The sequence below is a fragment of the Marinobacter mangrovi genome (assembly GCF_016798325.1).
GTDB lineage: Bacteria > Pseudomonadota > Gammaproteobacteria > Pseudomonadales > Oleiphilaceae > Marinobacter_A > Marinobacter_A mangrovi.
The window spans coordinates 161,729-182,686 of the sequence record NZ_JAERVO010000007.1 but is presented as its reverse complement, the minus strand read 5'-3'; the positions used below and the strand labels follow the sequence as shown (position 1 = coordinate 182,686).

General features: G+C 63.3%; 19 protein-coding genes and 1 riboswitch. Of the genes, 6 read left to right on the top strand and 13 right to left on the bottom strand.

All coding sequences use genetic code 11. The features are described 5' to 3' along the window. The first annotated feature begins 140 nt into the window (after positions 1 to 140). Positions 141 to 1,112: a bifunctional Delta(1)-pyrroline-2-carboxylate/Delta(1)-piperideine-2-carboxylate reductase gene (gene lhpI / locus JL474_RS18930; RefSeq protein WP_203143309.1), complete on the top strand. Its 972-nt coding sequence runs from the start codon at positions 141 to 143 to the stop codon at positions 1,110 to 1,112. A gap of 69 nt (positions 1,113 to 1,181) precedes the next feature. Here the strand turns inward: lhpI and JL474_RS18925 are convergent, their stop codons facing one another. From JL474_RS18925 to rpiB, 7 genes are all read right to left on the bottom strand, one after another. After that, a complete protein-coding gene (locus JL474_RS18925) occupies positions 1,182 to 2,138 on the bottom strand; it encodes a D-ribose ABC transporter substrate-binding protein (protein WP_203143308.1) in 957 nt (318 codons plus the stop codon). 57 nt (positions 2,139 to 2,195) lie between these two features. Then, complete coding sequence (locus JL474_RS18920) at positions 2,196 to 3,362, bottom strand: ABC transporter permease (RefSeq protein ID WP_203143307.1); 1,167 nt, start codon at positions 3,360 to 3,362, stop codon at positions 2,196 to 2,198. Positions 3,363 to 3,481: 119 nt separating this feature from the next. Beyond that, on the bottom strand, positions 3,482 to 5,029 hold the full coding sequence (locus JL474_RS18915; RefSeq protein ID WP_203143306.1) for a sugar ABC transporter ATP-binding protein: 1,548 nt from the start codon (positions 5,027 to 5,029) through the stop codon (positions 3,482 to 3,484). Next, positions 5,026 to 5,682 (bottom strand): DUF2291 family protein, encoded by a 657-nt coding sequence (locus tag JL474_RS18910; protein WP_203143305.1) that lies wholly within the window; start codon positions 5,680 to 5,682, stop codon positions 5,026 to 5,028. The genes JL474_RS18915 and JL474_RS18910 overlap by 4 nt, the downstream gene beginning before the upstream one ends. Positions 5,683 to 5,746: 64 nt before the next feature. Further along, positions 5,747 to 6,859, bottom strand: a complete 1,113-nt coding sequence (locus JL474_RS18905) for an MDR/zinc-dependent alcohol dehydrogenase-like family protein (RefSeq protein WP_203143304.1) — start codon at positions 6,857 to 6,859, stop codon at positions 5,747 to 5,749. A gap of 283 nt (positions 6,860 to 7,142) precedes the next feature. Then, positions 7,143 to 8,123 (bottom strand): sugar-binding transcriptional regulator, encoded by a 981-nt coding sequence (locus JL474_RS18900; protein ID WP_203143303.1) that lies wholly within the window; start codon positions 8,121 to 8,123, stop codon positions 7,143 to 7,145. 95 nt (positions 8,124 to 8,218) lie between these two features. Next, positions 8,219 to 8,704: a ribose 5-phosphate isomerase B gene (gene rpiB / locus JL474_RS18895; RefSeq protein ID WP_203143302.1), complete on the bottom strand. Its 486-nt coding sequence runs from the start codon at positions 8,702 to 8,704 to the stop codon at positions 8,219 to 8,221. Between the two features lie 434 nt (positions 8,705 to 9,138). Here rpiB and JL474_RS18890 point away from each other — a divergent pair, with 434 nt between their 5' ends. The 5 genes from JL474_RS18890 to JL474_RS18870 all read left to right on the top strand — a co-directional run bounded on the left by JL474_RS18890 (position 9,139) and on the right by JL474_RS18870 (position 14,947). Next, positions 9,139 to 10,134, top strand: a complete 996-nt coding sequence (locus tag JL474_RS18890) for a dihydroxyacetone kinase subunit DhaK (RefSeq protein WP_123636239.1) — start codon at positions 9,139 to 9,141, stop codon at positions 10,132 to 10,134. Positions 10,135 to 10,160: 26 nt separating this feature from the next. After that, positions 10,161 to 10,814, top strand: a complete 654-nt coding sequence (gene dhaL, locus JL474_RS18885) for a dihydroxyacetone kinase subunit DhaL (RefSeq protein WP_203143301.1) — start codon at positions 10,161 to 10,163, stop codon at positions 10,812 to 10,814. 221 nt (positions 10,815 to 11,035) lie between these two features. Then, positions 11,036 to 11,995 (top strand): transaldolase, encoded by a 960-nt coding sequence (gene tal / locus JL474_RS18880; RefSeq protein ID WP_203143300.1) that lies wholly within the window; start codon positions 11,036 to 11,038, stop codon positions 11,993 to 11,995. Positions 11,996 to 12,016: 21 nt separating this feature from the next. After that, positions 12,017 to 14,005 carry a transketolase gene (gene tkt, locus JL474_RS18875; protein WP_203143299.1) on the top strand — a complete coding sequence of 663 codons (1,989 nt, stop codon included), beginning with the start codon at positions 12,017 to 12,019 and terminating at the stop codon, positions 14,003 to 14,005. Positions 14,006 to 14,114: 109 nt separating this feature from the next. Beyond that, positions 14,115 to 14,265: riboswitch (FMN riboswitch) on the top strand. Positions 14,266 to 14,449: 184 nt separating this feature from the next. After that, a complete protein-coding gene (locus tag JL474_RS18870) occupies positions 14,450 to 14,947 on the top strand; it encodes a 6,7-dimethyl-8-ribityllumazine synthase (RefSeq protein ID WP_203143298.1) in 498 nt (165 codons plus the stop codon). A 368-nt stretch (positions 14,948 to 15,315) separates the two neighbouring features. On the opposite strand, the gene JL474_RS18865 is transcribed toward JL474_RS18870, so the two are convergent. The 6 genes from JL474_RS18865 to JL474_RS18840 all read right to left on the bottom strand — a co-directional run bounded on the left by JL474_RS18865 (position 15,316) and on the right by JL474_RS18840 (position 20,949). Beyond that, positions 15,316 to 16,269: an isopenicillin N synthase family dioxygenase gene (locus JL474_RS18865; protein ID WP_203143297.1), complete on the bottom strand. Its 954-nt coding sequence runs from the start codon at positions 16,267 to 16,269 to the stop codon at positions 15,316 to 15,318. Positions 16,270 to 16,289: 20 nt separating this feature from the next. Next, on the bottom strand, positions 16,290 to 17,636 hold the full coding sequence (locus JL474_RS18860; RefSeq protein ID WP_203143296.1) for an amidohydrolase family protein: 1,347 nt from the start codon (positions 17,634 to 17,636) through the stop codon (positions 16,290 to 16,292). A 6-nt stretch (positions 17,637 to 17,642) separates the two neighbouring features. Then, positions 17,643 to 18,134 (bottom strand): ureidoglycolate lyase, encoded by a 492-nt coding sequence (locus JL474_RS18855; RefSeq protein WP_203143295.1) that lies wholly within the window; start codon positions 18,132 to 18,134, stop codon positions 17,643 to 17,645. Beyond that, positions 18,131 to 19,147 carry an allantoicase gene (gene alc / locus JL474_RS18850; RefSeq protein ID WP_203143294.1) on the bottom strand — a complete coding sequence of 339 codons (1,017 nt, stop codon included), beginning with the start codon at positions 19,145 to 19,147 and terminating at the stop codon, positions 18,131 to 18,133. Before alc ends, JL474_RS18855 begins: the two co-directional genes overlap by 4 nt. Before the next feature lie 180 nt (positions 19,148 to 19,327). Continuing rightward, a complete protein-coding gene (gene puuE / locus JL474_RS18845; RefSeq protein WP_203143293.1) occupies positions 19,328 to 20,260 on the bottom strand; it encodes an allantoinase PuuE in 933 nt (310 codons plus the stop codon). Then, the gene (locus JL474_RS18840) at positions 20,257 to 20,949 is read right to left on the bottom strand and encodes a TetR/AcrR family transcriptional regulator (protein WP_203143292.1); all 693 of its coding nucleotides are present in this window, start codon (positions 20,947 to 20,949) and stop codon (positions 20,257 to 20,259) included. Before JL474_RS18840 ends, puuE begins: the two co-directional genes overlap by 4 nt. Positions 20,950 to 20,958 lie beyond the last annotated feature (9 nt).

Genomic DNA, 20,958 nt, shown 5'->3' with positions numbered 1-20,958 from the left:
CAGGTGAGGGAATAGAAAGCGGAACAGTTGCCCCTGAAACGGGAACTGTGACCGGTACAGTTGACATTAACCTGACGTCGGCCGGACGGGCGACTATCTTTGCTGTTGGTTTCACTCACTTTTCCGGCGGAGCCCGGCTCATGGACATACTCACCAAAGACGACGTCGCCCGGGCCCTGCCCTGGACCGAACTGGTGGATCGGCTCGACCGGGCCTTCACCGGGGGCATCGAAACGCCGCCTCGCCATCACCACGCGGTCCATCGCGCAGACGGCGAGGCCACCATGCTGCTGATGCCCGCCTGGGAGGATGCCGACCAGTCACCGGGCTATCTCGGGGTGAAGATGGTGAACGTCTTTCCCCAGAACGCCGACAAGGACCTGCCCGCTATCAGCGGCGTATACCTGTTGAGTGACGGCGCTACCGGCCAGCCGTTGGCTTGCATCGACGGCAGCGAGCTGACCCGGCGCCGCACCGCAGCGGCCTCAGCCCTCGCCGCGCGCTACCTCGCCCGGAAAAACGCTGAAACACTGGTTGTGGTCGGCACCGGCAAGCTGGCGCCCATGCTGATCGAGGCCCATGCGGCCGTCCGGCCCATCCGCAACGTGGTGGTCTATGGCCGAAATCTGGACAAGGCCCGCGCCTTGGCGGCGGACTATGTCGGCTACTCCGGTGGGCAGGTGCCGTTAGCGTCGGTCAAAGCCACGGAAGATCTCGCCAGCGCGGTAGCCGGTGCGGATATCGTCAGTGCGGCGACCCTGTCCACACAGCCGATCATCCGGGGCGAATGGTTACGGCCGGGCACCCATGTGGACCTGGTGGGCGCATTCCGCCCCGACATGCGGGAGACAGATAGCGCCTGCGTCGAGAAAGCCGAGGTGTTTGTGGATTCCCACGCCGGTGCCAGAGGCGAAGCCGGCGACCTGCATCATGCGGTCAACGAAGGGCGTTTCGATATGGGCGCCATCAAAGCCGAGTTGTCTGAACTGGCGAATGGCGCGCATCCCGGCCGCACCCGGGATGACGCCATTTCGCTGTTCAAGTCCGTCGGTGTGTCGCTGGAGGACCTGGCGGCGGCGATCCTGGTGTGGGAGAACCACGCCGCCCGCTGAGTTTTTCCGGCGGGATTAAAAAAGCCCGGGCGTCAGCCGACGTCCGGGCTTTTTCCATGGCTCAGCGTTTTACTGCTTCAGCACGAAGGCGGAGGTGTAGTCATCCACATTGTCCGGCGTGACCAGGGCGCAGTCGAACAGCTGCTTTTCATGATCCACACCGGTCTTGCCGGTCTTGATGAAGTGGTCCGCCTGATGCACCGCTTCGGCGGAGAAGATGGCGACCGGCTGCAGGACGGTGTAGGCCAGTTCGCCCGCTTTGACCGCATCCACCGCATCCGGTGAGCCGTCGAAGCCGCCAACGACGACGTCGTCCAGCTTGCCGGCTTCCTTCAGGGCTGCGATGGCGCCCAGCGCCATTTCGTCGTTGCCACTGATCACGCCGTCGATGTTCGGATGGGCCTGCAGCATACTCTGCATCTTGTTGTAGCCCTGGGTGCGGTCCCAGTTGGCGACATCGCCGCCCACTTTTTCCAGGCTCGGATACTGGCTCAGGACCGTCTTGTAGCCGTTGGAACGGGTGGCCGCGTTGTTGTCGGACGGCGCGCCTTTCAGTTCCACGTATTTGGCTTCGTCACCCACGCTCTGCACCCATTGCTGGGCACCGAGAGCCGCGCCCTGAGCGTTGTTGGACACGAGCTGGGCCTTGGCCAGGCCCTGCTTGTTGATTTCGGCGTTGACGATAAACACCGGGATGCCCGCATCCACCGCCTTGCGCACGGCGCCGACGGAACCGTTGGCGTTGGCCGGATCGAGAATGATGGCCTTGGCCTGGTTGGTGATGGCGGTATCGATCTGGTTGCTTTCGGTGTTGGTGTCGCCCTTGTGGGAGCTGACGTTGGCCGTGTAACCCAGATCTTCCGCGGTGGCCTTGGCGACCTTGCCCTCGGTGAACCAGTAGGGGTTGGACGTGTCGTTCACAATGATGGAAATGAGTCCCTGATCCTGGGCCGATGCGACGGACGCGAACAGTGCGGACGTCGCAAACGCGGCGGCGATCAGCAGGCGCTTTGCTGTAATCAACATAATGGGATCACCTTTCTCTTATGATTGTTATGCCGGCGGACCGGCGACGGATTCCGCTCAGTGCCCGACTGCCTGTTCCCGGGCACTCTCTTGCGAAGACGATACAGCTTGCGAAGACGGTGTAGAGCTGTTGGACGTTGACGATGACGGCGTTTCCTTCGCCGCGGGCGGCTGCTTCTTGCGGGCCTTGCCCTTGTACTGGATGCTGTTGAGCAGCACGGCGAGAACGATGACGGCGCCGGTAAACACGGTCTGCCAGTAGGACGAAACGCCGATGATGACCAGCCCGTCGGACAGGAAGCCGATCACGAAGGCACCCAACAGCGTGCCGCGCACGTTGCCCCGACCGCCGGCCAGCGCCGCACCACCGATCACCACGCCGGCGATGGCGGTCAGCTCATAGGTGGTCCCGGCCGTCGGCCCGGCGGAGGTCAGCTGGGAGGACAGCACCAGCCCGGCAATCGCCGCGCAGATCCCCGACAGCACGTAGACCGATACCTGCACCCGCTTGACCGGCACCCCGGACAGCTCCGCGGCCCGCGCGTTGCCGCCGGTGGAATAGACCCAGCGCCCGAACGGCGTGCGGTTGAGCATCACAATCACCAGGATGGCGACCGCCGCCAGCACCAGGACGCCGATGGGCACGCCCAGCAGGCGGTTGAAGCCGAGCCAGTCAAAGCCGGTATTGCCCAGCTCCGGAGAGCCGCCCAGGTTGTTGAAGGTCAGGCCGTTGGTCATCAGCAGGGCCGCACCGCGGGCCACGTAGAGCAGACCGAGGGTGGCCACGAAGGCCGGCACCTTGAAGTAGGCGATCAGCACGCCGTTGATGGCGCCGACAAACGCCCCCAGCGCACAGGTCAGGATCACCACGACCCACACCGGCGGATAGAGCACCACGCCAAAGGCATCCAGGTGGACGCCCTGCATCAGGTAGCCCGCCACGACACCCGCCAGCCCCAGCGTGGAGCCCACCGACAGGTCGATACCGCCGGTCAGGATCACCAGCAGCATGCCGATCGACAGCAAACCGAAGATCGCCACGTGGGACGACATGGTCAGGAAGTTGTTGGTCGAGAAATACACCGGCGACAGGGCCGAGAAAATCAGGATGATGGCGATCAGGGCGAAGAACGCCCGGCCTTCCAGGAGCATGCGCCCCAGATCGAATTGCCCCCCGGAGAACAGACCTCCCGGGCGGCTGGCGGCTTGGCTGGTTTCGGACATGGTTCTGGACTCCGCTTTTGTTATAAAGAACCGCTCAAGGCTGTTGTTATTTAAAACCGCTCAGGGCTGTGCTTTTGAAACGCTCAAGGCCGTGCCGTTGAACCCGGCACCGGTCAGGCTCACGCCACGACGGCCTCACCGGAGGCGGCCATGATCTCGGCCTTGGTGGCGTCGGCCCCGAATTCCGCGGCGATGCGGCCACGGCTCATGACGATGATGCGATGGGCGATACTGAGGCACTCCCCCACCTCCGACGTTGAATAGACGACGGCCAGCCCCTGCTCGGCGCCTTCGGCGAGCAGGCGGAACACCTCCGCCTTGGCGCCGATGTCGATGCCGCGGCTGGGCTCGTCCAGCAGCACCACGCGCGGGTGGGTGGCCAGCATCTTGCCGATCACCACCTTCTGCTGGTTGCCCCCGGACAGGGACCCGATGCCCGCCTGGGCGCCGTCGGTCTTGATGTGCACGTTGCGGATGGACTCGTCGACCACCGACTGCTCCAGTTGCGACGACGTCAGCCCGCCCCGGGTGAACGCGCCGATGCTGGCCAGCGACAGGTTCTCGCCCACCGACATGGTCTGCACCAGGCCATCCCGCTGGCGATCCTCGGGCACCAGCACCAGGCCGCGCTCGATGCGCTCGGCGATGCTCAGTCCGGACACGTCCTGCCCTTCCAGCATCACCTGACCACCCACCATGGGCACCCGTCCGGCCACGCTCTCGAACAGTTCCGTCCGCCCGGCGCCCATCAGGCCGTAGATGCAGACGATCTCGCCGGCGCGCACATCGAGGGACAGCTGGTCCACCACATGGCGTTCCGGCACGGCGGTGTCCGCCACGGAAATCCGGTCCAGGGACAGGGCCACTTCGCCAAAGGCGTGACCAGTGGGCGGCTCGCCCAGGTTGAAGTTGTCCCCCACCATGTTGCGGACGATCCACTCCAGGTCGATGTCCTCGCGCCGGGCGTAGGCGGTCATGGTGCCGTCCCGCAGGACCACCGCGTGATCGGTGATCTGCAGCGCTTCTTCCAGGTGGTGGGAGATATAGACAATGGACACGCCCCGGCTCTTGAGATCTCGGATCACCCGGAACAGCACCTCCACTTCCGACGCGCTGAGCGCCGAGGTGGGCTCGTCCATGATCAGGATGCGCGAGTTCACGGACAGGGCGCGGGCGATCTCGACGATCTGCTGCTGCCCCAGGCGCAGGTCTTCCACCGGGGTGCGCGGGTCGATGGGTTCGTCCAGTTCCTCCATCAGCAGGCGGGTCTGGCGTTCCTCCTCGGCGTAGTCGATACCGCCGCGGCGGACCAGTTCGCGACCCATGAAAATGTTGTCGCGCACGCTCAGGTTGGGCGCCAGGCTCAGCTCCTGGTGAATAATGGAAATACCGTGGCGCTGGGCTTCGGTGGTGGAGGCGAAACTCACCGGCTCGCCTTCCAGCAGGATCTCGCCGGAGGTGGGCTGGATCACGCCGGACAGGATCTTCATCAGCGTCGACTTGCCGGCCCCGTTCTCACCGAACAGGGTGGTCACCTGGCCGCGATGCACGTCGAAGTTGACGGTTTTCAGCGCCTGGACGCTGCCGAAGGACTTCGCCACGTGCCGGGCGGACAGGACCACATCGTCGGCCGCGTCGGGTAGCGGTGTTACGGGTTCGGCACTCATTGCACACTCAGCCTTACCGGCGTCACCAGCCAGTTCTTCGGGTTGATCAGCTTGAACACGCCGGTGACCTCGATGGTCTTGCCGGTGAGGTTGTCAGTATCGATGTCCGCCAGTACGTCCGCCTTCATGGCGTTGTTGATGCCCGCGCCGGCGTTCTGGTACTCGATCTGGTTGGTGAACTGGCCGAATGAAATCTCGCCGGTGGCGTCGCGCAGGGCCGTGCCGTTGATGGCCGGGCCGGTCTGGACGCGCACCGCCACCCCATCGGGCAGGCCGGGAACGGCTACAGAATAGATACCCGCTTTTTCCTCGCCGGCCACGCCGGTGAAGCTGACCGGCATGATCGGGCCGATACCGGCCGGGGTGCCGTATTCCTTGCCGGCGGCGCTCTTGTCCTGGGCAATGGCCGCGGCCAGCACATCGGCGGTGACGGCTTTATCCTCGACGAAGGTGCGGATATCCGGGAAGTGCGCCTCACCGTATTGCTGGGGCGAGAACACGTCGTCCTGGACGTCCTCGTCGGAGCCCATGACCACCACCTTGGTGTCCAGGCCCATCAGGATCAGGAGAATAACCGCAGCGATGATCGCCGCGGCAACGCGGGGCCGCTTCAGGGGACCGCTAACGGCGGCAATGCTGGCCGGTGCATTCATGGCAGGTCGACCTCTGGCTGTTATTGTTGGTCACAGTTGTCGTTTGCGTTGTCGGTGTCCGGCCTTACAGGTCCGGAACCAGCATGATCTTCAGGGCGCTGGTGTCGTTCTTCATCAGGTCGATGCCCTTGTGGAACTCTTCCAGCGGCAGCTTGTGGGTCACCACGCCGTCGGTCGGGAAGTCACCGCTCTCGATGCCCTCAATGACGTGCGGATAGCAGTAGGGCCCCAGGTGGGCGCCGAGCACATCCAGCTCCTTGCGGTCGCTGATGATGCTCCAGTCCACGGTCACGGGATCCTTGAACACGCTGAACTCCACGAAGCGGCCCAACTTGCGCAGCATCGCCAGCCCCTGCTCCACGGATTTCGGGGCCCCGGTGGCCTCGATGTAGATGTCGCAGCCGTAGCCGTCGGTCATGTCCTTGACGATCTGGACCACGTCTTCCTCGCGCGGGTTGAGCACCACGTCCGCCCCGAACTTCTTGGCCAGCTCCAGGCGTTCACCGTGCAGGTCGAGCACCACCAGCTTGGCCGGGCCGGATTTCTTGGCCGGGCCGATCATGCCCAGGCCCAGGGTGCCGGCGCCGGACAGGACGACGATGTCCCCCAGCTGGATCTGCGCTCGTTCCACGGCATGCATGGAGCAGGAGAACGGCTCGGTCAGCACGATGTTCTCGATCGGCACGTTTTCCGGCAGCTTGTGGTTGATGGCTTCCTTGGGAAACTTCATGTACTCGGCCATGCCGCCGTTGACGTTGTTCTGGAAGCCGTACACGTCGTGCTTTTCGCACATCCAGTACTGGCCCCGGTTGCAGAAGCGGCAGTCCCAGCAGGGCACGATCTGTTCGGAGATCACGCGGTCGCCAATCTCGAAACCTTTGGCGCCCGGCCCCATTTTGACCACACGACCGACGAATTCGTGGCCGGGAATCATCGGCGCCTTGATGTAGGCCGGTTGCTCCTCGTCACCCCAGAAGCTGGGGGCGCCTTCATAGGCTTTCAGGTCACCGGCGCAGATACCGCAGGCCTCGACCTTGACCAGGATTTCCTTCTCGCCAATCTCGGGCACATCGACTTCCTCGAGCCGATAGTCGCCAGGGGCATAGGCCACAATCGCGCGCATGGTTTTGGGGATGGTGATTTCCGAAGATTCGGTTTGGGCGAGCGTTTCGTTCATGAGGGCCTCCTCTGGCTGACAAAGCCTTTTCATTTGATCTTGTTGTGTACATTTGCATTAAGAACGCTCAGGGCGCTCACGTCAACAACGCGTCTGAAATTATTTATTCGACTTTAGTCTAATATTATATATAACTGATTTTTAACGATTTAATTTTATTCACAAAAACACATTCGGGAATTTGAATAAAAATCGGGCGAAAACAAGGCGCGCGCATAAACGGCATGCGTTCAAATGTTCAGCGCGGCGGGAGAAGGGCTTGAGAGGGACGAGCGAATACCCATCACCCTTTGGTGTCGGGCGTAGCCTCGTCCAGGCGCAGGATGGTATGGGCATTGGTCACACTGGTCGCCAGCGTATCGATCACGCCGGTCCGCAGGGCACCCAGGATGCCGACAGCCTTGGTGTTTTCACTGGCGATGGCAATCACATCGGGGATGCGCGCGAGGTCGCTGATACTCAGACCGATCACCCGCCCCTGCATGGGCGTCACTGACGGATTCCCGTACAGGTCGATAAAGTCGTACCCCATCATGTCGCCAACCGTCCCGGACAACCGGGCCTCGGCAATTTCTTCCGGCGAGAACCAGCCCATTCGTACCATGTTGCTGTTCTCGCTGACATCCCCGACCCCGATCAGGGCAATGTCTGCACGCCGTGCGCGATCCATGGTCTGGCGCACGGTCGGGTTCTCGTACATGGCATCCCGCAATTCGGGATTCTGGACCAGGGCCGGCGCATACAGGGTTTCACTGTCGCCACCGAACTTCATCGCCAGCCGGCGACAGATATGATCCGGATTCATATATTCGCCGGCCCGCAGCGATCCACCGATGGCACAGACGAAGGAGCACTTGCGCTCTCCCTGATCAAAGGTGTTCTCGGCCACCGCACCGACGTTGCGCCCCATGCCCACGGCGACAATCGAGCCGTCGCGCAGGGTCCGCGACAGATGATCCGCCACCAGACTGGCCACGCCGGCCCGCTGGGTATCCTCATCCGCGTGATCGAGAGCGATCAGGGCTCGCTTGATGTTGAAGCGGCGCAACAATTCCTTCTCCAGCTCCGCGCTCGCAGAAGGATGCTGACGCACCCGCACATCCACCACACCCTCGGCATGCGCCCGCTTGAGCAGACGCCCCACCTTCACCCGGGACACATTGAGGCGCTTTGAAATCACCTCCTGAGTCTCGCCTTCCACGTAATACAGGGTGGCGATCTCGGTCATCAGGCTGATGTCGGCGCTCTCAATCTTTTCTTCCATGGCAGGGTCTCGCAACGGCTGTAATATTGGACCGCCACACCATAGCACAATGAACAGGCGAACGATTACCGATCAGTTGTATCGGAAATCACCGCTCAGTCCCGAAAGAACTCCCGCTCGTAATCCTGGATACGCGACACCTTGTCGACCGACGCACCACCGCCGAACTCCGTTTCCAGAAAGGCCGTCACGATATTCTTGGCCAGCTCCGGGCCGACGACGCGAGCCCCGAGCGTGACGACCTGGGCATCGTTACTGGACCGTGCCTTGGCCGCCGAATAGGTATCGTGCGCCTGGGCCGCCCGGATACCGCGCACTTTGTTGGCCGAGATCGCGACGCCGATACCGGTGCCGCACACCAGCACAGCCCGATCCGCCTCACCGGCGCTGATCGCCTGCGCCACACGCACCGCCACATCCGGATAGAGCACCGGCTCGGCATTATAGGTGCCGAAATCCACCACCTCGAACCCCAGAGCGCGGGCATGCGCCATCAGAATTTCCTTGAGCTCGAATGCGGCCTCGTCGCCACCGAAAGCAACCCGCAACGCCCCTTTTCCGACGCCATTTGCATCAGACATGGACAGACCTCCCACTCGACTGGCCGCCGACCCCATGCCGGCAGGCACACATACAAATTATCAACGCAAGAACATTTGTAAAGCCTAAGCGTGCAAAATTGCAATGATTGATCAAAATAATGCGAGCCGAGCAAAGCGAAGAGTCGGTCAAGCGACTCGATATAACCTCCTGTTTTTATGGACTATAGCGACAAAAACCGGGCAAATATTAGACAAAAGACGAACACGAGGTCGGACAAAGAACCTTGACAGCCTACGGACAAATACCTAAACATTTGATCGCATATAGAACATAAATCACTCGGGTGGACGATTGCGGCTTCTGGAGTACGCACCTCAACCCGCGTGCTGGGCGTCGGACCGGGAGCCTTCTAAGATGAACTCTCGGTCGATCATTGGATTCACAAAAACAACCCGTCCATGAGGAAGGTCCCATGCAACGCATCATCAACGATCCCGACAACGTGGTGGATGACGCCGTACGCGGCTATCTGCGCGCCTCCCCCACTCTCTACGCGGCCACCGACCATCCACGGGTCCTGAAATACGCCGGCAACGTCGACGCGGACAAAGTGGGCGTGGTCACCGGCGGCGGCTCCGGCCACGAACCTGCCTTCCTGGGCTACGTCGGCGAAGGGCTGTGTGACGCCGTCGCGATCGGCGAAATCTTTTCCTCCCCCACGGCCGACGCTTTCCACAAGGCCTTCGCGGCGGCCGATCGCGGCCGGGGCGTGGCCTGTCTCTACGGCAACTACGCCGGCGACAACATGAACGTGAAGCTCGCCCGTCAGATGGCCGAACTGGACGACATCGAGGTGCAGACCGTGGTCGCCCGGGATGATGTGGCCTCGGCCCCCGCCGATCAGCGCGACAAGCGGCGCGGCGTGGCCGGCGAGATCATGATGTGGAAGATCGGCGGCGCCGCCGCGGCCCGGGGCGACAACCTGAGCGAAGTCATCCGCCTGGCGCAGAAGGCGGTCGACGCCTGCTCCAGCATCGGCGTGGGCCTCTCAAGCTGCACCATTCCCGCCAACGGCAAACCGAATTTCTCCATCGAGCCGGGCAAGATGGAACTGGGCATCGGCCACCACGGCGAACCGGGCATTGAGGTTACCGATCTCACCTCGGCAAAAGAGATGGCCGCCACGATGTGCAAGCCGATTCTCGAAGACCGGCCGTTCAACCGGGGCGACGACGTGGCCGTGCTGGTCTCCGGCCTGGGTGCCACACCGGTGATGGAGCTGAACCTGCTCTACGCCGACGTGGCGGACATCCTGGAAGAGGCGGGCATAACGGTACATCGCACCTATATCGGCAACTACTTCACGTCGCTGGAGATGATGGGCGCCACTCTCACCCTGATGAAACTGGACGACGAACTGAAAACATTGCTCGATGCCCCGGCAACATCCCTGGCGCTCAGCCAGTAATCCCGCGGCCACCTGGGAGACCGATCATGTACTACCTGGATACCTCGAAAGGCCATGACATCCTGCAGGATCTCGTGGCCATCATTCTGGAAAACAAGAATTACCTCAGCGAAGTGGACGGCGCCATCGGCGACGGCGACCACGGCATCAATATGGCGAAAGGCTTTCGCCAGTGCGGTGAAGCCATCGACGGCCAGTCGCTGTCCCTGTCCAAGGGCCTGGGCAAACTGGCCAGCGTGCTGATGGGCTCCATCGGCGGCTCCATGGGACCGCTGTACGGCAGCCTGTTCCTGGGCATGGCCACGGCCGTCAAGGACAAGGACACGATCGACGAGGCTGCCTTCGGCGAGATGCTGGCCAACGGGTTGCGCTCGCTGCAGGACATCAGCGATGCGCAGGTGGGCGACAAGTGTCTGCTGGATACGCTGGTGCCGGCCGTCGAGGCTTACCAGCACGCGGTGGCCAACGGCGACGATTTCACCGTGGCGCTGGAACGGATGCGTCAGAGTGCCGAACAGGGCAAGGAATCGACCCGGGACCTGGTCTCGAACATCGGACGGTCGGCCCGACTGGGCGAGCGTTCACGGGGTCACCTGGATGCCGGCGCGGTATCCTGCTGCCTGCTCCTGACCCAACTGGCGGACAGCACCGAGTCCCGCCTGCAGCAACAGGCGGCCTGAGGCCGTCGATTCCTGGGCGTCGCCGTTCAGAGCCGGCGCCCCGGCGTGCCTTCCCTGCTTCAAACCGCTGACGCCGTCACCTTTGTGACACCGCCCCAGCGGACACGGTGATGGCTGAACACCACCGGCACCGAGCCTGATGCTCACCGGTCCCGGTTTCCATGGATTCAACGATCACAGCACCCACATTTTGCCGTTCCCAGATAACGAGGAGCCCAGTCATGCCATCGCAACTCGACGCCCTCAAAGCCCATTCCCTGGTCGTCGCCGACACCGGTGACCTGGCCGTCATGCGGCGCTACACACCGCAGGACGCCACCACCAACCCGTCACTGATTCTCAAGGCCTTCGAACTGCCCGACTACCAACCGCTGATCGACCGGGAGCTGCAGGCCATCGCCGGCTCCGACGCCGAGCGCTCACAGCAGGTCTCGCAGGCGGTCGACGTGCTGTCCGTGGCCATGGGCTGCGAAATCGCCCATTTGGTGCCCGGCCGGGTGTCCACCGAAGTGGCGGCACGCCTGTCCTTCGACACCGACGCCAGCATCCGCAAGGCGTTTGAGTTGATCGAGCAGTACGACAAACGGGGCGTCAGCCGCGAGCGCGTCCTGATCAAGCTGGCCTCCACCTGGGAAGGGATCCGCGCCGCCGAGGTGCTGGAGAAGAAAGGCATCCAGTGCAACCTGACGCTGCTGTTCAGTGATGCCCAGGCCCAGGCCTGTTTCGATGCCGGCGTATTCCTGGTTTCCCCCTTCGTGGGCCGGGTCACCGACTGGTACAAACAGCAAACCGGCGAGGACTACACGCCGGCCAACGATCCCGGCGTGCGCTTCGTGCGCGGCGTCTGTGAGCGGGTCGACGCGGGCGGCTACGACACCGTGGTGATGGGCGCCAGCTTCCGCAACACCGGCCAGGTACTGGCGCTGGCCGGCTGCCCGCGATTGACCATCTCGCCGGCACTGCTGGAGGAACTGGCCGCTGCCGAGGGTCCGGTCGAGCCACAGGTCCGCCTGTCCGGCGGGAACGGCCAGCCCGCGCCCCCCCTGTCCGAAGCGGACTTCCGCTGGGGCCACAACCAGGACGCCATGGCCAACGACAAACTGGCCGAAGGCATCCGCCGTTTCGCCGCTGATCAAGAGCGCCTGGAACAGCTGATCGCCGATCGACTTTCCGCACGCTGATCCATTCCGAGGAGGAGTCCCATGCCATCCCGTTTCGAATTGGCCAACGCCGTCCGCGCCCTGTCCATGGACGCGGTCCAGAAAGCCGCCAGCGGCCACCCCGGCGCGCCCATGGGGCAGGCGGACATCGCCGAAGTCCTGTGGAACGATTTCCTGAGCCACAACCCCGGCAACCCGGACTGGCCCAACCGCGACCGCTTCGTGATGTCCAACGGCCACGGCTCGATGCTGCAATACGCGCTGCTGCACCTGTCCGGTTACGATGTGAGCCTCGACGATCTTCAGCAATTCCGCCAGCTGCACTCGAAAACGCCGGGGCACCCGGAGTACGGCTACACGCCCGGGATTGAGACCACCACCGGTCCACTGGGCCAGGGCCTCGCCAACGCCGTGGGCATGGCGCTGGCCGAGCGCACGCTGGCCGCCCAGTTCAACCGCGACGGGCACCGGATCGTCGATCACCACACCTATTGCCTGGTGGGCGACGGCTGCCTGATGGAAGGCATTTCCCACGAAGCCGCGGCGCTGGCCGGCACCCAGGGCCTGGGCAAGCTGATCGTGTTCTACGACGACAACGGCATTTCCATCGACGGCGAAGTGGAAGGCTGGTTTACCGACGACACCAAGAAGCGCTTCGAGTCTTACCACTGGCACGTCCAGCGTGTGGACGGGCATGACCCTGAGTCCATCCGCGCCGCCATCGAGCAGGCCCGGGCGGAAAGCGAACGCCCCAGCCTGCTGATCTGCAAGACCCTGATCGGCTTCGGGGCGCCCAACAAACAGGGCAAGGAAGAGGCCCACGGCGCCGCACTGGGCGAAGAGGAAGTCGCCGCCGCCCGGATCCAGCTGGACTGGCCGCACGCCGCTTTCCATATTCCCCAGTCCATCTACGACGGCTGGGATGCCCGGGCCACCGGCGCCCGGCTGGAAACCGAGTGGAACCGCCGCTTCGCCCGCTACGCCGAGGCCTTCCCGGATGCGGCCAAAGACTTCGAACGGCGCATGGCGGGCGAACTGCCGGCCGCGCTGGATCAGCTGGATCTGGTGGGTGAGGCCGAAGCTCGGGCCGAATCCATCGCCTCCCGCAAGGCCTCTCTGGGTTGCCTCAATGCCCTGGGTCCAAACCTGCCGGAACTGCTGGGCGGCAGCGCCGACCTGGCCCCATCCAACCTGACGTTCTGGGACGGCGCCGAGGCGATCGGTGCGGAAACGCCCGGCGGCAACTACGTTCACTACGGGGTGCGGGAATTCGGCATGGCCGCCATCATGAACGGGATCGCCCTGCATGGCGGCTTCGTGCCCTACGGCGCCACCTTCCTGATCTTCTCGGAATACATGCGCAACGCCGTACGCATGGCCGCACTGATGAAGCAGCGGGTGATCCACGTGTTCACCCACGATTCCATTGGCCTCGGCGAAGACGGCCCGACCCACCAGCCCATCGAACAGCTGGCCACGCTGCGGGCCACGCCCAACCTGTCCACCTGGCGTCCGGCGGACGCGGTGGAAACCGCGGTGGCCTGGGAATCGGCCCTAAGCCGCGAAGACGGGCCCACTGCGCTGGTGTTCTCCCGCCAGGGGTTACCTCACCAGACCCGTACCGGCGAACAGATCGATAACATCCGGCGAGGCGGGTACGTGCTGAAGGACTGCGACGGCCAGCCCGAGCTGATCCTGATTGCGACCGGCTCGGAAGTCAGTCTCGCGATGGGCGCGGCCGACAGCCTCACCGCGAAGGGACGGGCTGTGCGCGTGGTCTCCATGCCCAGTTGCGATGCCTTCGACGCCCAGCCGGCCGACTATCGGGAACAGGTTCTGCCGTCGTCCGTCAAGGCGCGGTTGGCCATTGAAGCCGGCCATCCCGATGGCTGGTACAAGTATGTGGGACTGGATGGCCACGTGATCGGTATGAGCACCTTCGGCGAATCCGCGCCCGCGCCGGAATTGTTCAAGGCGTTCGGCTTTACCGTGGAGAACGTACTGGCCGAGGCGGAGTCGCTGCTGGGCTAGTGTCCCGTTTGGCTCATTGGCCATGCCTCACGTCACCCCGCCGTCAATCCGGCACTGGTGGCGTGGCGCCACACCGCTTACAATAGCATCGCCCGTGGAAGATCACGGGCTTCGTTCTCAGGGCGGGGTGAAAGTCCCCACCGGCGGTGATGGCGTCTGGCGCCTCAGCCCGCGAGCGCCTCAGGGCTTTGCCCGGAGGGTCAGCAGATTCGGTTAAAATCCGAAGCCGACGGTGATAGTCCGGATGGAAGAGAAGGAACGATTGAAAAGTCCAGACCGCGGATGAACCACGGGGCGCACAGCCTCCTGCGTTTTCCGCCGTATGCCATTTTCTGCGTTTCCAGATGGCATGGCCGTAGAGCGTTGCGAACGCTGTCGGTTGTGCCTGCATGCCCTGATTCTAGTGACAGGAGCCCATCAAAGGCTCCCCATGAGAGATCAACTATGAATCAGCAAACCTCCTTGAACCTTTCCGACGCCAGCCGCAACCAGCGTATTGCCTTTATCCAGGGCAACTGGCACCTCGACATCATCGATCAGGCACGTAAAGCCTTCCTGGCGGAAGTCAGCCAGCATGGTCTGGACGCCGATCAGGTGGACATCATCACCGTGGCCGGGGCTTTTGAAATCCCGTTGCAGGCCAAGCTGCTGGCCGAAAGCGGCCAGTACGGCGCCATCGTCGGCGCGGGCTTCGTGGTGGACGGCGGCATCTACCGCCACGAATTCGTCGCCCAGGCGGTGATCGACGGGCTGATGCGGGTGCAGCTGGATACGCGCGTGCCGGTCCTGTCCGCCGTGCTGACGCCGCACCACTTCCACGAGCATGCGACGCACCATGACTACTTCTACAAGCACTTCTCCGAAAAAGGCGTGGAAGTGGCGCGGGCGTGCCTGATGACGTTGGAAAACATGGAACAGGCGCGGAAATTGACGGCCCAGTAGGTGAGAAGGGCTGCCTCCGGGACGAGTCGGCCCCGAGCATGTAGCAGACGCTTCAGCTTCTGAGGCGCCGCCCAGGCGCCCCAGTCGCTATCAATTCTCCCGAAGATGAAGCGTCTTGTGCTCAACCTTGTGGCGATAACGCCATAGTCTAATCGAAGCGAATGGACGCCCTTGCCGGAGAAAGGACAGGGATGTCCTGGCCGCAATTGCCGGCCAGGGATGGCGGTGTATTGCGGCGGAGGCAAGGGGGTTCATTGGCTTCTGGCTCCATAAGTTCAGGCTGGCGACGTTGATGCCTTTCGATCTGAAAAAAGGCCGTCCTGTGGACGGCTCAGAAGCTGAAGCGTCTGCTACATATTTAAGTCAGCCTACGAGTTGTCTGCGGTCCGATGCTCATAGGTAGCATCCAACCGCGACTTCAGATAGTCCGCAAACGTCACCGGCGCGTACTTGGGTGTCTCATCCGGGTAGATGTCCCGCGGATCCACCACCGAATCCGGATTGGCTTCCAGGAAGTAGGCAATCGAATAGCGCTCCTGCTCCGGCGGGCGCACGCGGTGCGGGGTGGACACGTAGGTGTCGTTGCTCCAGCGCATCAGGCAGTCGCCGATGTTGCACACGAACGCCCCTTCCACGTGGGGCGCGTCGATCCACTCGCCCTGACGGGTCAGCACTTCCAGCCCCGCCACCTTGTCGGTAGCCAGCAGGGTCAGGTTGCCGTAATCGGTATGGGCACCGGCGCCGCCGTCCTCACGATCCGACTCACCGGCACTGGCCGGATAGCGCAGGATGCGCATGGTGACGACCGGCTCGGCCAGATGTTGGGCGAAGAAATCTTCGGACACGCCCAGATCCAGGCTGAAACCGCGATGGATCACGCGGCCGAGATCCAGACAGGCATCAAAATACGCCAGCAGGTTGTCCCGCCAGCCAGCCAGATCCGGCCAGAAATTCACGCCGCGGAACGGCTTTCCCGCTACCACTTCCGGATGGTCTTCCGGCAGTTCCACGCCCAGGTTGAACGCTTCCTTCATGTCAGCGCCGGATTCCGGGTTCAGCTTCTCGTCCGCCATGGCCACGTAGCCGCGATTGTGGGGCGAGCGCTTGATGGACAGCGCCTGCTTGTCCTCTACCGGCAGGGCAAAGAAGCGCTGGGACTCCGCAAAGGCCGTGTCGATCACCGACTGGGGAATGCCGTGATCCACCGCGTAGAAGAAGCCCACCTCACGGCAGGCGCGACCCAGCTCGGCGGCGGTCTTGCGGCGCTCTTCGATATCGTCGCTGCGCAGACCGGCGATGGAAATCAGGGGAATTTCTTTCATATACACTCCTTCGGAGCGCTCTAAACCATGTCGACGCGAAGATGATCCAGAGCACGGCATCGTTCATACAGGGACAGGCCACAGGCTTGTGCCGTGGCGACCACATGGCCCTCGTCGACCTGTGTCGACCGACCGTTCTCAATCAGGCAGCGTCCGTCCACCCAGACGTGGGTGACGTTGCTGCCGCGCGCGGCAAACACCAGATTCCATAACAGATTGCCGCCATCGTCCCTGATGTCGTGGGGCGTCAGGTTGGGCGCCCCCAGGTCCAGCATCACGAGATCGGCTTTCTTGCCCACCTCGATCGATCCGATCTCCCCGTCCAGCCCCAGTGCTTTGGCACCGCCGATCGTGGCCATGCGCAGGATCTGGTCCGCCGGCAGCGCGGTGGCGTCCAGCCGCGTGGCCTTCTGGATCAGGGAGGCGAATTTCATTTCCTCGAACAGGTCGAGGCTGTTGTTGCACACCGGGCCATCGGTGCCCAGCCCGAGCGTCAGCCCCGCCGCCAGCATGTCCGGCGTGCGGGCCACACCGCTGGCGAGTTTGGCGTTGCTGACCGGGCAATGGGCAATCGAGGTGCCGGTGTCGGCGAGCCGTTTGATCTCGTCGTCGTTGAGCCAGACACAGTGGGCGATCAGGGTCTTTTCTCCCAGCACCCCGTAGTGGTCCAGCATGCCAATGGAGCGGCGGCCGAACGCGTCTAGCACCGCCGCTTCCTCTTCCTTCTGTTCGCAGGCGTGGGTGTGGATGCCCACCCCGTAGTCCTGCTGGCAGCGCACCGCGTCGCGATAGGCGTCCTCGCTGCAGTAGAACAGGTGTTCGAGCCCCATCCACACCTGGATGCGGCCGGACTGGCTGTCGTGATGGGTCTTGATCAAGCGTTTGTTTTCGTCGCGAGTGGCGAAGAAATCCTTGCCCGGCTGGTCTGCCACGTAGGGCGCCAGATTCACGCGCAGGCCGATCTCACCGGCGGCATCGGCGCAGCGATCCATGAAGCGGAACATGTCCATCACGCAGGTGGTGCCGCCCTTGAGCGCTTCGAGGTAACACAGGCGGGCCGAATGGTAGGCGTCCTCCTCGGTCAGCGCCCGGTGCTCCAGCTGGTAGTACGGCAGCCACTCCATCAGCGGCATGTTTTCCGTCACGCCGCGCATCAGGCTGGAGTGGGAATGGGCGTCCACCAGGCCCGGGATCAGCACCTTGCCGCGGCCATCCACCACCGGGCAATCCGCCGGTACGTCGACAGCTTCAGAAAGACCGACGGCGCTGATTCGGTCGTCTTCCACCAGGACGGTGGCATCCGGGATGACCGTGTTCCCGGGATCGACCGTAAACACGGCCACGTGGGTGATGACGAAACGGGACATATCCGATTACTCCGGCCGGATCGGCGGGTCCAGGTTGACGGTGTCGCAGTTATCCCCCGGGCCACGACGGTCCACCACGAGGAAATCCGCATCCCGGTTCACCGGCAACAGCGGCGCATGCCAGGTGCCGGCATGGTAGTTCACACCCTGCCCGGGCTTGGCGTAAAAAACCTGGACTCTGGCCGGATCAAACTCACCCGGCGGCGCCACCACCACCCAGTAGGACTCATTACCGATCGGCATAAACGCCTGGCTGCCCTGCGGGTGGCGCTCCATCAGGTCGATCAGCAGCGGTTCCAGCGGCTGGCCGCGGAAGATGGAGATGATGGCATCCGCATCCTCGCCCAGGGTTTCCACCGCCGCCAGAGCGTGGAAACGCTCGGTGCGACCGGCGTTGATGGGAAACGAGGCGGCACCTTTCGTTTCAATCACATCCCCGAACGGCGCAAACGCCGCCCGGGTCAGGGGCTGACTCTGGATAACCCGAGGCGCGCTCATTGGACCGGCTTCCCCCACAGCCGCACGCGACTGATCCCGCCGTCGGGGATGCTGTTCACCCGGATGTGAGTGATCGGCCCCAGGTCGTTCAGTTCGCCGAACTCGTGGATGGCGTCGGCCGTCAACGGCTGCTCATCGAGCAGGGTTTCCCAGAACATGCTCTGGGTGATGATGGACTGGCGCGTGCCCTGCTCCACGCAGGCGGCCTGGATGGAGACGCGATCCGGGAAGTTGCCCTTGAAGTGGGCGGTGTCGATCTCGAGGCCTTCGGCGATGCCCTTGTGACCCAGCTTGAGGATGCACCACTCGTTGCCCGGCTCGCGGCGCCGGCGGGTTTCCCAGCCGTCGCCCATGTTGATGCCCCGGCCCGGACGCAGCAGCTTGCGCGGCTCGCCGTAGTGGGCGTCGCTCCAGGCCACCTGATCACCGCCGTTGGCCAGCGCCAGCAGGTCCAGGCGCTCGTCGGCACTGCGGTTGTTCCAGTCACAGAACGGCTGGCCGTAGACCCGGAAACGGGCCATGCCGCCGTCCGGCCAGATGTGCAGGCGCAGGTGGGTCCAGGGTCCGGAGGCGGCCAGGGCCTCGAAGCGATGATCGTTGCCGGACAGGGACACCGCCGGCAGGATTTCCTGCCAGTCGGCGTCGTTGTCGGGATCGGCCTCCGGCGACCAGCAGGCCTCGACGGAGGCCGCCGGGGCAAAGTTGCCGGTGAAGAAGCTGGTGTCGAAATCGACGCCGTGCAGCACGCCCGGCATGGCCAGGCGCAGGATGCACCAGTCGTGGCCCGTGTTGCGACGGCGGCGGGTCTCCCAGCCGTCCATCCACTTGCCGTGATCGTCGTATTTATCCGGGTAGAAGCGCGCAGGCTCGGGATCCAGCATACGCTCACGGGGGGCGAAGAATTCGTCGGTGACCCAGGTCACCTCGGCGCCGAGGCTGCCGTCGGCGAGGTTCAGGTAGTCCCTTGAAAAATCAGGCCCTTCGATGATGGGGGCGACTTGTACATCGGTCATGTTGTGTTGGCTCTCTGGTTGTTCCGGGGCAGCGGCGTGAATGCGCTTTATTGAATCAGGGCAGCCTTGCAGGCTGCTCCGAAGCTAAAGCGTCGGCTACATTTCCAGCTCACTCGAGCGTGTAGCAGATGCTTCAGCTTCTGAGGCACCGCAGGTGCCCCTCATTGCCCTGTTATCGATTCATTTTGGCTTGTACGGATGCTCCGCCTTCCAATGCCGCGCAATATCCAACCGTCGGCAGATCCACACCTTCTCATGCTTCTGGATGTAGTCGAGGAACCGCTGCAGCGCCCGGAAGCGACCCGGTCGACCGACCAGCCGGCAGTGCAGCCCGATTGACAGCATCTTCGGCGTGTCGGCGCCTTCTTCGTAAAGCACGTCGAACGCGTCTTTCAGGTACTGGAAGAACTGCTCGCCGGAGTTGAAGCCCTGGTGGGTGGCGAAGCGCATGTCGTTGGTGTCCAGGGTGTAGGGCACCACCAGATGCGGCTTCTGCTCGCCGTCGCGGGTTTCCACGGTGGTCCAGAACGGCAGGTCGTCGCCGTAATAGTCGCTGTCGTATTCAAAGCCGCCGGTTTCCACGACCAGCCGGCGGGTGTTCGGGCTGTCGCGTCCCGTGTACCAGCCCAGCGGACGCTGGCTGGTCAGTTCGGTCTGGATGGCGATCGCCTGTTCCATGTGCTCCCGTTCGTGGGACTCGTCCATGTCCTGGTAGTGAATCCAGCGCAGGCCGTGACAGGCGATCTCGTGGCCTTCGTCGATAAACGCCTGGGTGACGTCCGGATTACGCTGCAACGCCATGGCGACGCCAAACACCGTCAACGGCAGATCCCGCTTTCTGAATTCCCGCAGGACACGCCAGACACCCGCGCGGGAGCCGTACTCGTAGATCGACTCCATGCTCATGTGCCGGTCCGGATAGGGCTGCGCGCCAATGATCTCGGACAGGAAGATCTCGGAATGGCTGTCCCCGTGCAGGACGCAGTTCTCGCCACCTTCCTCGTAGTTCAGGACAAATTGGACCGCGATCCGAGCTTTTCCCGGCCAGTTGGCGTGGGGCGGGTGGGCGCCATAGCCGAGGAGATCGCGCGGGTAGTCGTTGTTCGTACTCATGATGTCTTGGGCTCCAAACCGCAGCCGCGCAGGATCACGCCGGTCAGGAAGTTGGCCGCGTGTTCAAAATCCTGCGCTTCGTATTCGGCCTTGTTCTCCACCATCAGGATCTGGACCTGGAAGTCCGCGTAGTGCTGGGTCGAGGACCAGATCAGGAAGATGAGCTGCACCGGATCGACCGGCGCCATACGGCCGTCATCGATCCATTGCTGAATGACTTTGGCCCGCCCCCGGACCCATTCGCGCATGTTGGTGCGCAGGTGGTCCTTGAGGAAAGGCGCGCCCTGGATGATCTCCTGGGCAAACAGGCGGGACGCCATGGGGTGTTGTCGCGACATCTCCACCTTGGTCCGGATAAAGGTTTCCAGCGCCTCCGCCGGATCGTCGTCCGGGCTGATTTCGGAGAACACCGCGTTCCAGCGGCTCATGATGTCGTCAAACAACGCGGAATAGATGCGCTGCTTGTTGCTGAAGTAATACAGCACGTTGGACTTGGGCAACTCCGCCCGTTCGGCGATGTTCTGGATCGTGGCCCCGCGGAAGCCGTGGTGGGCAAACTCCTCCTCGGCGGCGGCGATAATCCGTTCCCGATTCTTCTCCCGAATGCGTCCCGGACGGTATCGACGTGTCCGGCCTTTCTCCGGTGTGTCCTCGATCTCGTTGATGTTCGCGTCAGGTTGCAGAGTCATGGGCATCCA

Coding starts and splice junctions, on each gene's coding strand:
- lhpI (WP_203143309.1), top strand. CDS start 141: ATGGACATACTCACCAAAGACGACGTCGCCCGGGCCCTGCCCTGGACC.
- JL474_RS18925 (WP_203143308.1), bottom strand. CDS start 2,138: ATGTTGATTACAGCAAAGCGCCTGCTGATCGCCGCCGCGTTTGCGACG.
- JL474_RS18920 (WP_203143307.1), bottom strand. CDS start 3,362: ATGTCCGAAACCAGCCAAGCCGCCAGCCGCCCGGGAGGTCTGTTCTCC.
- JL474_RS18915 (WP_203143306.1), bottom strand. CDS start 5,029: ATGAGTGCCGAACCCGTAACACCGCTACCCGACGCGGCCGACGATGTG.
- JL474_RS18910 (WP_203143305.1), bottom strand. CDS start 5,682: ATGAATGCACCGGCCAGCATTGCCGCCGTTAGCGGTCCCCTGAAGCGG.
- JL474_RS18905 (WP_203143304.1), bottom strand. CDS start 6,859: ATGAACGAAACGCTCGCCCAAACCGAATCTTCGGAAATCACCATCCCC.
- JL474_RS18900 (WP_203143303.1), bottom strand. CDS start 8,123: ATGGAAGAAAAGATTGAGAGCGCCGACATCAGCCTGATGACCGAGATC.
- rpiB (WP_203143302.1), bottom strand. CDS start 8,704: ATGTCTGATGCAAATGGCGTCGGAAAAGGGGCGTTGCGGGTTGCTTTC.
- JL474_RS18890 (WP_123636239.1), top strand. CDS start 9,139: ATGCAACGCATCATCAACGATCCCGACAACGTGGTGGATGACGCCGTA.
- dhaL (WP_203143301.1), top strand. CDS start 10,161: ATGTACTACCTGGATACCTCGAAAGGCCATGACATCCTGCAGGATCTC.
- tal (WP_203143300.1), top strand. CDS start 11,036: ATGCCATCGCAACTCGACGCCCTCAAAGCCCATTCCCTGGTCGTCGCC.
- tkt (WP_203143299.1), top strand. CDS start 12,017: ATGCCATCCCGTTTCGAATTGGCCAACGCCGTCCGCGCCCTGTCCATG.
- JL474_RS18870 (WP_203143298.1), top strand. CDS start 14,450: ATGAATCAGCAAACCTCCTTGAACCTTTCCGACGCCAGCCGCAACCAG.
- JL474_RS18865 (WP_203143297.1), bottom strand. CDS start 16,269: ATGAAAGAAATTCCCCTGATTTCCATCGCCGGTCTGCGCAGCGACGAT.
- JL474_RS18860 (WP_203143296.1), bottom strand. CDS start 17,636: ATGTCCCGTTTCGTCATCACCCACGTGGCCGTGTTTACGGTCGATCCC.
- JL474_RS18855 (WP_203143295.1), bottom strand. CDS start 18,134: ATGAGCGCGCCTCGGGTTATCCAGAGTCAGCCCCTGACCCGGGCGGCG.
- alc (WP_203143294.1), bottom strand. CDS start 19,147: ATGACCGATGTACAAGTCGCCCCCATCATCGAAGGGCCTGATTTTTCA.
- puuE (WP_203143293.1), bottom strand. CDS start 20,260: ATGAGTACGAACAACGACTACCCGCGCGATCTCCTCGGCTATGGCGCC.
- JL474_RS18840 (WP_203143292.1), bottom strand. CDS start 20,949: ATGACTCTGCAACCTGACGCGAACATCAACGAGATCGAGGACACACCG.